This window comes from Streptomyces mexicanus, assembly GCF_902506575.1.
GTDB classification, from domain to species: Bacteria; Actinomycetota; Actinomycetes; order Streptomycetales; family Streptomycetaceae; genus Streptomyces; species Streptomyces mexicanus.
Genome location: NZ_LR732544.1, coordinates 6,645,219 through 6,658,991, shown reverse-complemented (window position 1 = coordinate 6,658,991; position 13,773 = coordinate 6,645,219). Strand labels below are relative to the sequence as shown.

15 protein-coding genes and 1 pseudogene are annotated in these 13,773 nt (G+C 69.1%); 7 read left to right on the top strand and 9 right to left on the bottom strand.

Going from position 1 to position 13,773, the window contains the following annotated elements; genetic code table 11:
- Positions 1-154 precede the first annotated feature (154 nt).
- The gene (locus tag GV126_RS36805; protein ID WP_419796038.1) at positions 155-349 is read left to right on the top strand and encodes a hypothetical protein; all 195 of its coding nucleotides are present in this window, start codon (positions 155-157) and stop codon (positions 347-349) included.
- Here GV126_RS36805 and GV126_RS29830 read toward each other — a convergent pair.
- Positions 325-2,202 (bottom strand): Na+/H+ antiporter NhaA, encoded by a 1,878-nt coding sequence (locus GV126_RS29830; protein WP_159672512.1) that lies wholly within the window; start codon positions 2,200-2,202, stop codon positions 325-327. The two genes, GV126_RS36805 and GV126_RS29830, sit on opposite strands and share 25 nt — an antisense overlap.
- A gap of 603 nt (positions 2,203-2,805) precedes the next feature.
- Between GV126_RS29830 and GV126_RS29825 the strand changes: the two are divergent.
- Positions 2,806-3,159, top strand: a pseudogene (locus tag GV126_RS29825) (cobalamin biosynthesis protein CobW); the annotation flags it as partial.
- Positions 3,160-3,353: 194 nt separating this feature from the next.
- Here GV126_RS29825 and GV126_RS29820 read toward each other — a convergent pair.
- Both GV126_RS29820 and GV126_RS29815 read right to left on the bottom strand, forming a co-directional pair.
- On the bottom strand, positions 3,354-3,956 hold the full coding sequence (locus GV126_RS29820; RefSeq protein WP_159672510.1) for a TetR/AcrR family transcriptional regulator: 603 nt from the start codon (positions 3,954-3,956) through the stop codon (positions 3,354-3,356).
- A 134-nt stretch (positions 3,957-4,090) separates the two neighbouring features.
- Positions 4,091-4,942, bottom strand: a complete 852-nt coding sequence (locus GV126_RS29815) for an oxidoreductase (protein ID WP_159672508.1) — start codon at positions 4,940-4,942, stop codon at positions 4,091-4,093.
- Between the two features lie 220 nt (positions 4,943-5,162).
- Here GV126_RS29815 and GV126_RS29810 point away from each other — a divergent pair, with 220 nt between their 5' ends.
- The gene (locus GV126_RS29810) at positions 5,163-5,348 is read left to right on the top strand and encodes a DUF6221 family protein (RefSeq protein ID WP_159672506.1); all 186 of its coding nucleotides are present in this window, start codon (positions 5,163-5,165) and stop codon (positions 5,346-5,348) included.
- 109 nt (positions 5,349-5,457) lie between these two features.
- On the opposite strand, the gene GV126_RS29805 is transcribed toward GV126_RS29810, so the two are convergent.
- Complete coding sequence (locus GV126_RS29805; RefSeq protein WP_159674248.1) at positions 5,458-5,751, bottom strand: DUF6624 domain-containing protein; 294 nt, start codon at positions 5,749-5,751, stop codon at positions 5,458-5,460.
- 846 nt (positions 5,752-6,597) lie between these two features.
- Between GV126_RS29805 and GV126_RS29800 the strand changes: the two genes are divergently transcribed.
- Positions 6,598-7,053, top strand: coding sequence for an SRPBCC family protein (locus GV126_RS29800; protein WP_159672504.1), 456 nt, complete (start codon positions 6,598-6,600; stop codon positions 7,051-7,053).
- A gap of 146 nt (positions 7,054-7,199) precedes the next feature.
- Here GV126_RS29800 and GV126_RS29795 read toward each other — a convergent pair whose 3' ends face one another.
- The 3 genes from GV126_RS29795 to GV126_RS29785 form a co-directional block, all read right to left on the bottom strand.
- The gene (locus GV126_RS29795) at positions 7,200-7,598 is read right to left on the bottom strand and encodes a hypothetical protein (protein WP_159672502.1); all 399 of its coding nucleotides are present in this window, start codon (positions 7,596-7,598) and stop codon (positions 7,200-7,202) included.
- A gap of 17 nt (positions 7,599-7,615) precedes the next feature.
- Entirely contained in the window at positions 7,616-7,924 is a 309-nt protein-coding gene (locus tag GV126_RS29790) for a DNA-binding protein (RefSeq protein ID WP_236570168.1), read from the bottom strand.
- Positions 7,925-8,226: 302 nt separating this feature from the next.
- Positions 8,227-8,469 carry a hypothetical protein gene (locus GV126_RS29785; protein ID WP_236570167.1) on the bottom strand — a complete coding sequence of 81 codons (243 nt, stop codon included), beginning with the start codon at positions 8,467-8,469 and terminating at the stop codon, positions 8,227-8,229.
- A 327-nt stretch (positions 8,470-8,796) separates the two neighbouring features.
- Between GV126_RS29785 and GV126_RS29775 the strand changes: the two genes are divergently transcribed.
- Together GV126_RS29775 and GV126_RS29770 are read left to right on the top strand one after the other, a co-directional pair.
- On the top strand, positions 8,797-8,964 hold the full coding sequence (locus GV126_RS29775) for a hypothetical protein (RefSeq protein WP_159672498.1): 168 nt from the start codon (positions 8,797-8,799) through the stop codon (positions 8,962-8,964).
- 458 nt (positions 8,965-9,422) lie between these two features.
- Positions 9,423-9,953: a hypothetical protein gene (locus GV126_RS29770; RefSeq protein WP_185947467.1), complete on the top strand. Its 531-nt coding sequence runs from the start codon at positions 9,423-9,425 to the stop codon at positions 9,951-9,953.
- Between the two features lie 545 nt (positions 9,954-10,498).
- Here GV126_RS29770 and GV126_RS29765 read toward each other — a convergent pair.
- The gene (locus tag GV126_RS29765; protein ID WP_236570166.1) at positions 10,499-11,017 is read right to left on the bottom strand and encodes a nitroreductase family deazaflavin-dependent oxidoreductase; all 519 of its coding nucleotides are present in this window, start codon (positions 11,015-11,017) and stop codon (positions 10,499-10,501) included.
- 612 nt (positions 11,018-11,629) lie between these two features.
- Positions 11,630-12,505: a LysR family transcriptional regulator gene (locus GV126_RS29760; protein WP_159672494.1), complete on the bottom strand. Its 876-nt coding sequence runs from the start codon at positions 12,503-12,505 to the stop codon at positions 11,630-11,632.
- Between the two features lie 122 nt (positions 12,506-12,627).
- Here GV126_RS29760 and GV126_RS29755 point away from each other — a divergent pair, with 122 nt between their 5' ends.
- Positions 12,628-13,626 carry an NADP-dependent oxidoreductase gene (locus tag GV126_RS29755; RefSeq protein WP_159674242.1) on the top strand — a complete coding sequence of 333 codons (999 nt, stop codon included), beginning with the start codon at positions 12,628-12,630 and terminating at the stop codon, positions 13,624-13,626.
- The last annotated feature ends 147 nt before the right edge of the window (positions 13,627-13,773 follow it).

Here is a 13,773-nt window from a genome sequence, read left to right as displayed (position 1 = left end):
GCCATGCCGATCCACCTGGCCGAATACACGCTGCGAGAGCCGGACGACCCGGTGAAGACCGACCTCGAACCGGTCCACACGCACTGCCGCACCCACCTGTGCGACGCCGAGGCCGGAGACCGCATGGAGACCCTGTTCGGCGTCATCGTGCGCGGTGGGCACCGACAAGCTGCACGTCATCGGCGACTGGCACGCCGTCTTCCCCGAGGCCGGCGCCGTCACCGAAGTGAAGGTCAGCCACGTCGAGTCTGAAGACCTCGGGATCAGTCCGGGAGACCTTGTAGGGGACGTTCACGAGTGTGGCGCAGACATGACCGTGTTCCGTCATGTGGAGACAGATGCGCGTTGACGGGCGGCGCGGACGGCGGCGGTGAGGCCGGCGAGGTCGTAGGCGCCATGGTGTCTGCGCCCGTTGATGAAGAAAGTGGGGGTGCCGGCCACACCGCTGAGGTCGGCCGACTCGACGTGCTCGGCGATGCGGGCTGCGCCGGCGTGGGCGCGCAGGTCCTGTTCGAAGCGCTCCACGTCCAGGCCGACGACGGCGGCGTGGGCACGCAGGTCTTCGACACGGAGGGCTTGTTGACGGCTGAGCAGCAGGTCGTGCATGTCCCAGAAGCGGCCCTGGCGTGCGGCTGCTTCTGCTGCTTCGGCGGCGAGTTGCGCGTGGACATGCACGTCGGTGAGGGGAAGGTGGCGCCATACGTAGCGCAGGTCTCCGAAGTCGGCAAGGAGTTGCCGGACGACGGGCTCGGCCTGACCGCAGTAGGGGCACTCGTAGTCGCCGTACTCCACGACGGTCACAGGTGCGTGGTGTGGCCCTCGGATGTGATCGCGGTCGGCATCCACGGGCACGGCCAGGTCGACGATCGTCTCCGCCTTTCCGAACAGGGCCCGCAGCCGCAGCGCGGGTGGCAGAAGTTTGATCGCTGCGGTGACGAGCCGGGCTGTCAGGAAGGAGCAGACGGGTGTGGCGAGGATGCCGAGCTTGGCCTCGTCCAGGCGTGCGCCGTGGAAGGCGAGGGTCGCGATGAGCAGGGAAACGGTGAATCCGACGCCGCTCAGCGCGCCGCCGGCGGCTGCCGCTCCCCAGCCGACCGGGAGGCGCAGTCGCCCGCGGGAGGCGAACGTGGTGAGCGCACAGGACCCGACGATTCCCAGGGGCTTGCCCAGAACGTAGGCGATGAGAATGCCCAGGGTGACGGGCGAGGTGAAGGCCCGTGCCAGTTGGTCGCTGCTGATCTCGATGCCCGCGTTGGCCAGGGCGAACAGTGGAACGAACAGGTAGCTGGTCCAGGGGTGGTAGATCCGTTCCAGACGCTCGTTGGGGGAGATCGCCGAGGCGATGCCGGCGCGGACGGACCGCTCCAGTTCCGGGGTGGGCTGCTCACGGAACAGCCGGAACAGGCCGCTCGCGTGTTCCAGGTCGGCTCGGGAGGCAGGGGAGGCGTAGGTGAGCAGCCCCAGAGCGAGACCGATCACCACCGGGTCCACACCCGACTCGAGCAGGGCGACCCACGCGACGACGCCCAGCAGCGCGTACACGCTGCCGTGGCGTACCCCGAGTCGCAGGCTGAGCAGGACGAGAGCGAGGATGCCGATGGCCACGGCGAGTGCGGGCGCGGCGATGCCGTCGCTGTAGGCGAAGGCGATGACGCCGAGGGAGAGGAAGTCATCGACCACGCTCAGCAGGAGAATGAAGACCCGCAGCCCGGGCGGCATGCCGCGGCCCGCGACGGCCAGCACGCCCAGGGCGAACGCGGTATCGGTGGACATCGCCGCGCCCCAGCCCTGCTCACTGCCGTGACCTGCATTGACGGCTAGGTAGAGGACGATGGGCACGATCATGCCGCTGAGCCCGGCGACGAGCGGCAGCGTGAGCCGCTTGCGCTCGCGCAGTTCGCCCATGTCGAACTCACGGCGTGCCTCCAGACCCACGACGAAGAAGAAGAACGTCATCAGTCCGCTGTTGACCCACTCCCGAAGGCCGAGCGAGATCCCGTACGTGCCGAAGTGGACAGACAGGCGGGTGTGCCAGAACGACGTGTATGCCGAGGGTGCCGCGTTGACCCAGACGAGTGCGGCGAGCGCGGCGGTGCCCAGTACCGCGGCACCGCCGGTCTCGGTGTGCAGGAAGGCACGCAGCGGGGAACGCGATCCGCGGCCGCAGAGCGTCTGGCGTGTGTAAGCGTCTGATGGGGACACGGGTCAGATTCTCATCCGTGACGTGCCAGCGGGCCTGCGCACGAGAGCCGGTGTGTTGGCCATGACCGTGAGGGGACAGACGAGCCGCCCCACCGCATGGCCCTGTCCTCGTACGCGGACAGCTCCGCACGCGTCTCCCGGTCGGCCAACTCTGCCAGCCCCTGCCCGACGGCCGCATCAACCGCCTGCTGATGCCGGGAACGCAGTTCGTCCGACAGCACCCATAGAAAGTGCCCTGCCCCCGGGCGCTCAGCCGTGATCGGCTGCCTGCGCGCTGCCCTGGCACCTGCACTGTTCGAATCACAGCCGGGCGCGCCCACAGCTCGAACTGGTGAGCAACTGCTGCTGGTACTCGCGAACAGAGCCACCGGTGCAATGCACGGCAGCGGATGCACTCAATCGCCGACCTCCTGACCGCGGTGCGGTCCGGGCTGCTGCGGGTGGTGCATCAGGTCGAAGCCGGTGACCTTCCGTCCGCCGCCCGAGCGCCCCGCCCCGGCGCGCGGCCGAGGACTTCTTCCCGGCGGCGAGCCGGCCGGCCCCGATCCGGTCGGCGTGCGGGTGCCGGCCCTTGCCGAAAAGGTGGCGCAGTTGCCCCTCGGTGACGAGGTCCCCGAACTGCTGCGGCTCGCAGGGGAGGACAGGTACCGACTTGCCGTCGTGGAACTCTGGGACTCCGTCGAACCCCAGGCCATGGCCGGAGTCATCGCCGCCGCAGGCGCACCGCTCGCGCTGACCGGGGTGGCCACCGTGATCGATCCGGCCCTCGTCCTGCCGTACCTGTCCGACGGCGACGACCTGGCCGACGTCGGCCTCGCCGCGGCCCCGACCGACCAGCGCACGGTCGCCGACACCTTCGCCCGGCAGCTGGAGTACCCCACGGTCATCGCCGTCGGGGAGGACGGCTCGCACGGGCAGGACGTCGAGGCCGCCGACGGCACTGACCACGCGCTGCTCCGACGCGCCCGACGGCCAGGGTCCGGCCACACGTCTGCTGTCACATGTCGCCAGGGGCGGGTTCCGCTGCGCGGTGAAGCTGCGGTGCCTTTCCGGTCCAGGCGGGCGGCGGGGGCGAAAGGCGACCGGACGGCCGCAGGCCGCCGCGCCCGCGCAGTCGTACGGCGGCCTCTCGCGACTCTGAGCCTGCCCCGTCAGGCCGTCATCACCTTGCGCCAGACCTCGATGATGGTCGCGCTCGCCCGGCCCAGGTCCCCGCCCGGGGTGCTGGAGGCACGGTAGAAGGTGCGCTCCGTCATCCAGCACAGGGCGTCCGCCACGGCCTGAGCGCTGGTGGGACCGTCCCCGTCGGGGAGGCCGGCGCTTTTCAGGACGTGCGTCATGGTCCGGGCGAACCGTTCGACGGTCTGGTTCCAGGCCTTGCTGATGACCGGGTGGAGCGCCGAGTACTCGACGGCGGCACGCATGACGGTGCCGTGGTCCCGCCACACCTGCTCGGTCGCGTGGACGGCTCGTTCCATGGCCTCCACCGGCGGGACGGATGTCTGCTGGTCCGTGGCGTCGGCGTACGCCTTGATCGTCCGCATGGTCCGTTCGACGAGGGCCGCCAGCACCTCGTGCTTGTTTCCGAAGTAGAAGTACAGGGATGCCCGGGAGATCCCGGCCTTCTGCGCGATCGCCTCCACGGTCAGGTTCTCCGGACTCGTGTGAGCGAGCAGCGCTTCGGCGGCATCCAGAAGAGCCTGCTCACGCAGGTCTCCCTTTCGGGGGGCATCACTGCGCCTTCCCACGGTCATCTCCCCTGTGTTCGACTCCGCAGCACTTTACTTCGACGGCGGGGCGGCGGTCCGGCCGCGGGTTACGGCGCTGCCCGGGCCGTCCGGCCCACGGGCCCGGCCGGTGTGAGCCGGCCGGGCACTCGTCCGGTGTGTCAGTTGCTCGTGATCTGCGCTCCGTCGGGGAAGTCCGTGGTGCGCGACAGGGCTTCCCAGGCACGGATGTCGTCGTCCACTGCCTCCCGGGCCTGCCGGATGAGGCGCAGGGCGTCCGACCCCAGAACCAGGTGGGCGGGCGGCTCGGGCACGTCCAGGATGTGCAGCAGGGCCTCGGCGGCCTTCCGGGGGTTGCCCAGCTGGTTCCCGCTGGCCTTGAGGCGCGCCGCGCGGATCGGCTCGAACAGCTCGTCGTAGTCGGGGATCGACCGCTCGGCTCGGGTCATCGACCGGCCGGCCCATTCGGTGCGGAACGAACCGGGCTCGATGGCCGTGACGTGGATACCGAAGCCCGCCACCTCCTTGCGGAGGCTTTCGAGCATGCCCTCCAGGGCGAACTTGCTGCCGCAGTAGGCGGACATGCCCGGCACGGCCATGAGGCCGCCCATCGAGGTCACCGCCATCAGGTGTCCCGAGCGACGCGCGCGCATCTGGGGCAAGGCCGCCTTCAGCGTGGCAGCGGCACCGAACACGTTGGTCTCGAACTGGGCGCGGACGGCAGCCATGGGGGTTTCCTCGAAGACACCCTCCAGGCCGTAGCCGGCGTTGGCTATCACCACGTCCAGCGGGCCGACGGTCGATTCGGCGTCGTTGATCACTTGGAAGACGGCCTCGTCATCGGTCACGTCGAGAAGACGCCCGTGCGCCCTGCCCGGCGCCAGCGCCTCGAACGCGGCCAGGTCGGCTTCCTTGCGGACTGTGCCCACGACGGTGTGTCCCGCGTCCAGGGCCCCCTCGGCGAACGCCCGACCGAGTCCGCTGCTGACCCCGGTGATCAGAAAAGTTTTCACGCCACACTCACATCCTTTGTCCGTGGCGGCGTGCCGCCATGACAGGTTCCCCGCCACGTCTTCCAATCTACATCGTGTCGAGTTTTTTCGACACCGCGACGATTTTTCCGCCCCGCGCCTGTCCGCCGCGCCGCACACGGCAGAGCGCCGGGGCTCGAAGCCCCGGCGCTCTGACGTGCGGATGTGAGGTGCTCGCACCGGGACACGAGGTGCTACGGCGATGACGAAGTCCCAGCCGGCCAGCGGCCCGGCGGGCGCCGACCAGCGACCCGGCGTGGACTACCCGGCCCTGAAGAACGGCCTGGACTACGCGGATTCACGTCACGCAGGGCTCGCGTACGCGCTCAAAGTGCTGGCACAGTCCTACGCCGAGCACCCCCAGTACCGCCCGGAGTGGCGGCCGTAGGCCGACCAAGAGACATCCCCTAGCGGTGTCGGTCACGGCTGTCACCCGAGCGCGCAGCGCGGCGGAGGCCGGTCTCGCGCCCGTCCACTTCCGTCCCAGCTCGCCCGCCCTACCCGACGCCAGCCGCGACCTGCTCGATGTACCTTTCCAGCGGCTGGAACCCCCAGGCGGCTCGAAGCGCCTCAAATTCGTCCGGGTTCCGATGGGGGTACCGGACGAGCGTGCCGTCGGGACCCTGCGTCAGCTGGGTGCGGAAGATCTGCTCCTCTCCCTGGGCGATCCGTACCCGGTCCTCCAGCAGTGCGCCGTGCTGCGGATCGGCGTCGCCCGCGGACACGGCGCCCGCAAGCAACTCGAGGCACTCCTGCTGGAAGTCGGGCTGCCGGTCGGCATGCTGAGCGATCAGTCAAGCGGCCCCGGCGGCCTGCCGTCCGACCATCGCCTCGCCCGGCCACCCGGCTCGGCAATCAGCTCTCGCAGCCACGTGGTGTTCGCCTGGTCGACGGCCCGCCACCGACGCCGTCCACCAGGGCGCCGTGCGCGCGGGCCAGGTGCACGGCGTGGTGCCCGGCGCGCTTCCTGTGCGCGGACGTCGCCGAGCACCTCCGCCAGGCCCCGCCCTACGAGGCCGCCTACGGCCTGCGTACCTTCTTGCGTCGGCCCCCGCCATCTGCTGACGGCCCTGCGGGACGGGCTGGTCGACAACGCGCCCCTCGTCTTCTCCGCGCTGCACAGCGACGCCGAAGGCCGGGGGCCGTCCGCCACGGTGGCACCACGCCAGGAGTTCATCCGGCTGCGCGGCGAGGAGCCCATCCCCCACCCGACTGTGGATGCTCGCCCCGCAGGTGTGGCAGGACCCGCTCACCGGGCACGGCTTCGACGTCGAAGCGGTGGAGCTGTTGCGTGGTGCGCCCGAAGACGACAATCCGGTGACGGTCCAGCTCGTCCGCGCACGCGCCGAGCGCCCGCCCCGCCCTCGTCAGGGCCTGGGAGGGCGAGCCGGCGGACCAGCCGGCGAGAGGGTGAGCGGCTGGCGGTGGTTCGGCCTCGACACTCTTCCGCAAGGGCTGTTCGTCTGCTCCACCCAGATCCTCACCGCCTGGCGTCCAGACCTGCCCATCGCAGCATGCCCCGACGCACTTCACTCCGTTCCGGTCGCCGACGACGGCGGTGGGACCCTGACAGGTTGTGGTGTTCCTTCGGCTCCGCACCGGAGCCGACGCGTACATACCGCTGTACCGTGCCGTCCATGAGGTCTGTCACCGTGTCCATCGACGTGCCGCACACGCCCGAACAGGTCTATGACTTTCTTGACGTGATGGCGCATCACGAGCGGTTCACCGACCATTACTTGACCAACTGGCGTCTCAGCGGCCCGGATCGGGGCATCGGCTCGTGCGCCACAGTCACCGCCGCGCTGGCCGGCACGAAGACCGACGTCACCATCGAGGTCGTCGAGGCCGACGCGCCGCGCCGCATCGTCGAACGCAACGTCAGCGCGGGCGGCCGGCGACTGGCCCACGGCACCTACACCATCGAGCCCCGAACCGGTGGGAGCCACGCCTCGTTCACGTACGCCTGGGTGCGCGCCCCGCTCGCCGACCGCCTGCTGGCCCCCCTCGTCCGGGCCACGATGCGGCGCGCCAACCGCACGGTCATGCGGCGCCTGGCCGCTGAGTCGGCACGCCACCTGTCCGGCTCCTGACCACGGCGGGGTCGGAGATGTGGCCTGTCCTCAGAACGCGTGGAACGCCTCACACGGCGGCTCGAACGAGGGATCGGGCAGGCGTGACGCACGGAGGTCGGAACTGGTTGGTCCCGCCCTTCAGCGGCGCTTTTGAGAGCGCCGGATCAGCACTGCCACAGGAACTTCGCGCGGCCACACAGTTCGCAGGCGAACGCATAGGCGCCGCCGCAGCCGCCGAAGTTCATGGCGGTGCTGTGGTCCGGACCTTCCTCAAGCTGGACGACCAGCGACATAGGAGGGGCGCATGACAGGCAGGACGGGGTCTCGTCGCCCTGAATCCAGGCGGGCCTACCTCCGAAGTGGCCGAGCACGGATGACGCGGAATGGGCGTTTCTCGCTGACCACTCTTCGCTGGCTTTGTCGTAATCGGGCTCGTCGACATGCACCAAGCTGACCGCCCGCACGGAACCGAGCAAAAGCAGGTCCTGATCGACATCGTCAGGCTGGGGCAGTGGCTGAAGACCATCCGTCGGAAAGAGCAAAGCCTGATGAGCTATCGTCAAGACCTGTGGATCACCGATCAGAACCAGTTGATCGTGTCCTTTAGGAGGCGAGTGAATTTCGCGCGGATTGTCGCGTTCGCTCGCCAGGTCTTCTCGGCCTCGACGCTGGCGGTTGTCACTCCGGCCTGCCCGACCGAGTTTTCCGCGGGTGTCAGGTGACCGTTGGCGATCAACATCCCGACGCGGGTGAGCGCGATGCCCAGGTAGCGGCCGGCTTCTGGCTGGGACATCCACGCGTCGTCCTCGACGCGATCTGCCTTGAGCAGGAAGTAGCCGTGTTCACTTCTCGGCCTTGACCGCCGCTGCTGGCGTTCTTCGCGCATCATGCGGCCGTCGCCTTCGGCCGCTCGACCAGGTGGCCGCGTTCGAAGCGGGCGCCTGCCCGGACGAGGGCGACGAGGTGGGGTGCATGCGAGGAACTGCATCGGGCCATTGCACGAAGTGCAGCAGGGCCACGGAGTGCCGGCCGGTGCCAGAGGCACTCCACCGGTCCGGGTCACCTGAGCAGTCGACGTGACTGGACCTGCATCGATCATGAGAGTCGTCACGGCCAGGACTCTACGACAGACCGGTGACATCACCCGGAACGGTCTGGCCCGGCCCCCGCCATCGTCGTGACCAACGTGCCTCACGACCACGCAAACGTCTGACCTGCCGAGAACGTTCTCTCATCCGAGACAACCGTCGGACGAAGGGCGGGCACGTAGTAGATCACCCGGACCCCGTCGACGTCATCCACGTAGTCGCGCAGCAGGGTCTCGGGCACTGAAGTGCCCAGCTCGGGATTGACGCTGATCGCGACGATCGCGCGGTCCAGGCGGTGCGTCTCGGCCGCCGTCAGCTTCTCCAGCTGGCTCAGCGCGGGCTCCACCAGGACGACCTGGGACCGGCGCGGTGCGTGCTCAGGTGGCACCGGGCTGCTCGCCGGCGAGGCGCTCCGGGTGGCCGTCGCGGGCTTCCTCCCACAGCACGCCGGACTCCGCGGCCGGGTAGCCGTTGGCGGCGATGTCCTCCCGCACCGATGTGAGGACGTCAACTTGGCGCGCTGGTCGGTCGCGTACGCGCGGATCGACGCGGCCGCGTTCTCATCGAGGGGCTGGCGGTCGGGCACGGGGGCCGACTGCTGACGGACCTGTCCCAAACGCTGGAGAAGCTGTCGGCCACACCGACCGGCCGCATCACCGTCCGCACGCAGTACATGGAGCGGGCCATCCCCCAGTACCTGGGCATCCCCGCTCCCGCCGCACCCTGCTGGCACACCGCCCACGCAGACCTGCACTGGGCCAACCTCACCAACCCTCCGCGGATTCTGGACTGGGAAGGATGGGGCGCCGCCCCGGCAGGCTTCGACGGCGCCATTCTCTAGGCCTGTACCCTGCTGGAGCCGGCGACCGCCGCCCGCGTACAGGCGGCCTTCCCATCCTGGGCAGCCCGACCGGCCTGGCCGCCGAGGCGACCGTGTGCGCCATGCTCCTGCAGACCGTCGAGCGAGGCGACAACCTCACCCTCACCGATCCGCCCCATCAGTGGGCCGCCGCCCTGCGCCGCCGCGCTGGCGCGTGAACTCCGCAGCCATCTCGTTGCCCCGTTTGGGCCGGGCCCCAGCCACAAGGAAACGGAAGGCGGCACGGGGCTTTTCCTTAGGGGCTCTGAGCCATTGGCTTCACGTGGTGAGCCAGCTGCATGGTGATGCTGTCCATGGCCGCCCAGTTCACAGAGCTCCTCCCGCTTCGGCTTCATGACACAGGCGCTCGCCGCCATCACCCGCGGCTGCCAGGCCCAGGGATACACTGCTCAGCCCCACCCCGACCGGAGGTCCTCTCAGTGCTCCCCGCACGGGTACTCGCCATTGCCCCGTTGGTTCTGGTGATTCTCGCCCTGCCCGGCTGCTCTTCCCCCTGGGGCTGCACCGACACGACGGCAAAGCGCGGTGAGTCCGGTGTCAGAGTGCAGGTCGAGGACACCTCTGGGCGGCCTCTCGGCGTCGCCGCCGAGATCGTTGACTGGCGCCTTGAGCCCCACCCGCAGGTGCTCTCCGAAGGTGACAAGGTCCACTTCCACTACCGCTTCGACGGCGCCGACAAGACATCCGGCCCTGCAGTGGATGCTTGCGCCGTCGATAAGGAGCGCGTGGCGTTGGGGTGTCAGACGGTTTACTCGTCCGGGGCGTGGCCCGAACCGGACGGCGCCCTCACAGGCGACGACTGGCTCGCCGTCGAGCACCCTGAGCAGGTTTCCGAAGTGCTGTTGATCCCCAACGACCAGTCCTTTGACAGACGAACCTGCGAGCAGGACATCAAGGACGGCGGTGGGACGCATCCTCCGAAACCGGCCGGCAAGGGGGACCAGCTGTAAGGAGGTCAAGGTGGTTGAGCGCGATGTACGGGTCTGCGCCCCGGGTGTCTAGGCTGTTTGGTGGTCTGGTGGTGCGCCCATCGCCCCGGCCCGACCTTGCTGCGGCCGCTCCGAATAGTCAGGCTCGGCCACCGCATCGGCTTCTTGATCGCTCGGGGCCAGTCCCGGCCGGACCGGGGCGGCAGCACGCGGGACCGCGCTTCCTGGGTGGCCTCCTTGCAAGCGTTGGTCAGCGTGCGCTTGGAGTCTGCTGCCCGAAGGGCTGCGCGACCTCCCGGTCGGCGGGGTCAGCTTCGTCCCGCTCACCGGCCCCGAGGGCTACCTCGACACCGCCGTGCACGCCGTCCACCGCCCCGACCCCGATGCTGCGATCACCCGCTTGCTGGCCGTGATCACCGGCCCACGCTCCCCCTTCGGCGCGGCCGACCCCGCACGCAGCGTCACCTCCGGCTCCGCCGACTGAGCGCCGACCGCACTTCACGGCGCCGGGCCGGCCGCCTCGGCCACCACTGGCTCGGTGGCGCGGGTGAGGAGCGCGGCCTCGCTCAGGGCAGGGCGAAAGCAGGTGCCATGTGCCGTCCCGGTCCATCCGTTCTCCGCAGTTCGAAGATCGGGAACTGCCGGGTGGTCCTGGTTCGGTAGACCCCGATGCGGGGAGCCAGCCGGACGAGTTCGGCGAACAGCTTCCGGTGTTCGTCACCGGACAGTTCGTGGGCGACGACATCGTAGGATTCCGTCCCGATCTCGACGTGCGCCTCGGCGTTCGCGCGAAGGTTGTACACCCAGGCCGGGTCCTTCGGCGCACCGCCGTAGGTGCCGACGACGAGGATGCGGCCGTCGATCACGAAGTACTCCAGCGGAGTCAGCCGCGGCTGCCCGGACCTGGCGCCCGTCATGGTCAGCAGCAGGACATCGGCGCCCTCAAAGGTGCCGCCGACCTTCCCGCCATTGGCCCGGAACTCCTCGACGACATCTCTGTTGAAAGCCCTGAGTGCCGCAGGGTCACTGCCGAGATCGGATTCACGCAAGGCGGCTATGGCCTTGTCCGTGTCGCTGTCGGCCACCTGTCCCTCCCAGAACCTCTTGGCGCGTGCGCCTCTTGTGCTGCCACGGCGACGGCGGACGCAGACGCCAGACCGACAAGGCCGTCGGCCTGCCGGGACCACCGGCCGCACGGTCCAGTGTCGGACACGGTCGGCCTCCCTTCCAGGCCGGTCCTGACCGATGGACCGGGAAGCTGGGTACTGGCAGGCCCACCCACGGCCGGCGCCCACACGGGCACCGTGGGGGCGAGCAGAACGGAGCTTGAGGAGTTTCTGCGGGCGCGCCGGGCCGCCGTCCCACTCGTCCGACCCGCGAGCAGGAGCTCGCCCGATGAAGTTGCCGTCCCTCCCCTGCCGTCACGCGCGTGGTCGCAGCTGGCGCGCCCTTCCGTTCTACCTGGGCGACGATCCTGCTCATCGCCCGCATCCTGTGCGCTCCTGTAGGTCACGGCCATGCGGCACCCGGCCGACCGGTTGCCTTTCAGCAGGTTGGACTGAAGCGCCGCGCCGTTCCCACGTTCAAGGCCCGGCGTCATCGGCAAACGCTGCGCCTTGAGGTCGACCGTTCACCTTGAATAGCTGAGCGGATTGTCACGCCGTGATCATCCGCGTCCCTCGCCGGCGCGGTGCCGGTCAGGACGGCGGGGCGGTCAGGACGGCCTTGGCAGCCAGCCGGAGATTCTTGATCATCGGATTTCGATCGCCCTTGCGGCTGATCAGGACGACCTGGCTGGGGGGAGCGCCCTCGATCGGGACGGTGACGAGGTTGGGGCGCAGTGAGCTACGCCGATCGCCGATCGGGAGCACGGCGATCGCCTCGCCACTTGCGACGAGTTCGAGCTTGTCCTCGTAGCTCTCGATCGGCGGCACGTCGGTCCCGAGGATTCGGTAGGGGGCCCAGTCGGTGGTCTCCAACGCGCAGGGCGCCTCCTCTTCACCGGCCAGTTCTTCCGCGGTCACCGATGCGCGGTCGGCCAAGGGATGGTCCCGCGGGACCACGAGCATCCGGGGCTCTTCGTACAGCGGGGTGGCGAACACGTCGTCGGCGGCAAGCGGCAATGGGGCTCGCGTGATCAGGGCGTCGACGCGCTGGTCGGACAGTGCCCCGACGTCGCGGCAGCTCAGATGCCGGGTGGTGATCTGGGCTTCTGGGTGACGGCGGCGAAGCTCCTGAACGGCGGCAGTGACTACCAGGTCTTCGACGTAGCCGATGGCGATTCGTTGGCTCTGGGCTTGTTCGCGCACGGCCAGTTCGGCCTGCCGGGCGGCCTGCAGCAGGGCTTGAGCTCGAGGGAGGAATGTCTGGCCGGCCGGAGTGAGCCGGGTGCCCTGGGGGGTGCGGTCCAGCAGTCGGGTGCCGAGATACTTCTCGAGCCGTTGGATCTGGCGGCTCAGCGCCGGCTGAGCCACGTGCAATTCGGCGGCGGCCCGGCCGAAGTGCTGGTGCGCCGCCACCACGGTGAAGTAGCGCACCAGCCGCAGTTCCAGGTCCTGTCCGCGATCGTTCACGCGTCCAGCATATGCGTCATGCCGTTTCGGAATGACCAGGTTGCCGAACCGGTCTTGGACGGCCTTGCCGTCCTCGGCCTTGACTGAAGGAGCAACGTTTCCCCGAGAGAGCGACAGACTTGATGAAGGCGATCCGGTTTCACGAAGCAGGCGGCCCGGAAGTTCTGCAGTACGAGGAGGTCCCGGTTCCTGAGATCGGCCCGGGCGAGGTGCTCGTCCGGGTGCACGCGGTGGGCGTCAACCCACCGGACTGGTACCTGCGTGAGGGGATGAAGGTCATGCCGGCCGAGATGAGGCCGGCGCTGGAGTTCCCCTTGATTCCTGGAACGGACATGTCGGGCGTGGTCGAGGCGGTCGCTCCGGACGTGTCGGGGTTCACAGTCGGTGACGAGGTCTTCGGCATGCTGCGGTTCCCCGGATTCGAGGGCCGGACGTACGCCGAGTACGTGGCAGCGCCGGCTTCTGACCTCGCTCACAAGCCAGCCGTTATCGACCACGTACAGGCGGCCGGGGCGCCGATGGCCGTGCTTACGGCCTGGCAGTACCTGATTGATCTCGGTCACGACGTGCCGTCTCCTTTCACAGGCCAGGTGCACCAGCCGGTGCCGATCACGCCGGGGATGACCGTGCTGGTCAACGGGGCAGCCGGTGGAGTGGGCCACTTCGCGTTGCAGTTGGCGAAGTGGAAGGGTGCCCACGTCATCGCGGTGGCCTCGGGTCGGCACGAGCAGTTCCTGCACAAGCTCGGCGCCGATGAGATCATCGACTACACCACGACGCAGGCCGCGGACGTGGTCAGCGGCGTCGACCTGGTGATCGACACCGTCGGTGGCCCGGACAGCCGACGCTTCCTGACCGTGCTCAAGCGCGGAGGCACCATGCTTCCGGTGTTCTTCGCCCAGTACGACCCGAAAGAGACGGCGCGTCTGGGCATCACGGTCTCGAACATTCAGGTACGTTCCAACGGCCCCCAGCTTGCCGAGATCGCGCGCCTGTTCGATGAGGGCAAGCTCCAGGTCGGCGTGGACAGCACCTACTCGCTGTCTGAGGCGGGCAGCGCACATGCACGGGCCGCGCAGGGGCATATCCAAGGCAAGATCGTACTGACGGTGGTCTCGTGATCGCTGAACTCCCAGCAGGCGTTGGCGAACTTGCCCAGGCCGCCCAGACGTCAGACGACGAGCGCGTCATGCTGAGGACGGCGGCGCGCAGGGCGGTGAGGGTGAGGCGGTGCCGCCAGGGGACGAGCAGGACCGAAGACGCGCGGT

Bases quoted from the DNA above. Each gene is read 5' to 3' on its own strand.
- GV126_RS29820 (WP_159672510.1), bottom strand. From the start codon at position 3,956: ATGACCGTGGGAAGGCGCAGTGATGCCCCCCGAAAGGGAGACCTGCGT.
- GV126_RS29810 (WP_159672506.1), top strand. From the start codon at position 5,163: ATGACGAAGTCCCAGCCGGCCAGCGGCCCGGCGGGCGCCGACCAGCGA.
- GV126_RS29800 (WP_159672504.1), top strand. From the start codon at position 6,598: ATGAGGTCTGTCACCGTGTCCATCGACGTGCCGCACACGCCCGAACAG.
- GV126_RS29790 (WP_236570168.1), bottom strand. From the start codon at position 7,924: ATGATGCGCGAAGAACGCCAGCAGCGGCGGTCAAGGCCGAGAAGTGAA.
- GV126_RS29775 (WP_159672498.1), top strand. From the start codon at position 8,797: ATGGAGCGGGCCATCCCCCAGTACCTGGGCATCCCCGCTCCCGCCGCA.
- GV126_RS29755 (WP_159674242.1), top strand. From the start codon at position 12,628: ATGAAGGCGATCCGGTTTCACGAAGCAGGCGGCCCGGAAGTTCTGCAG.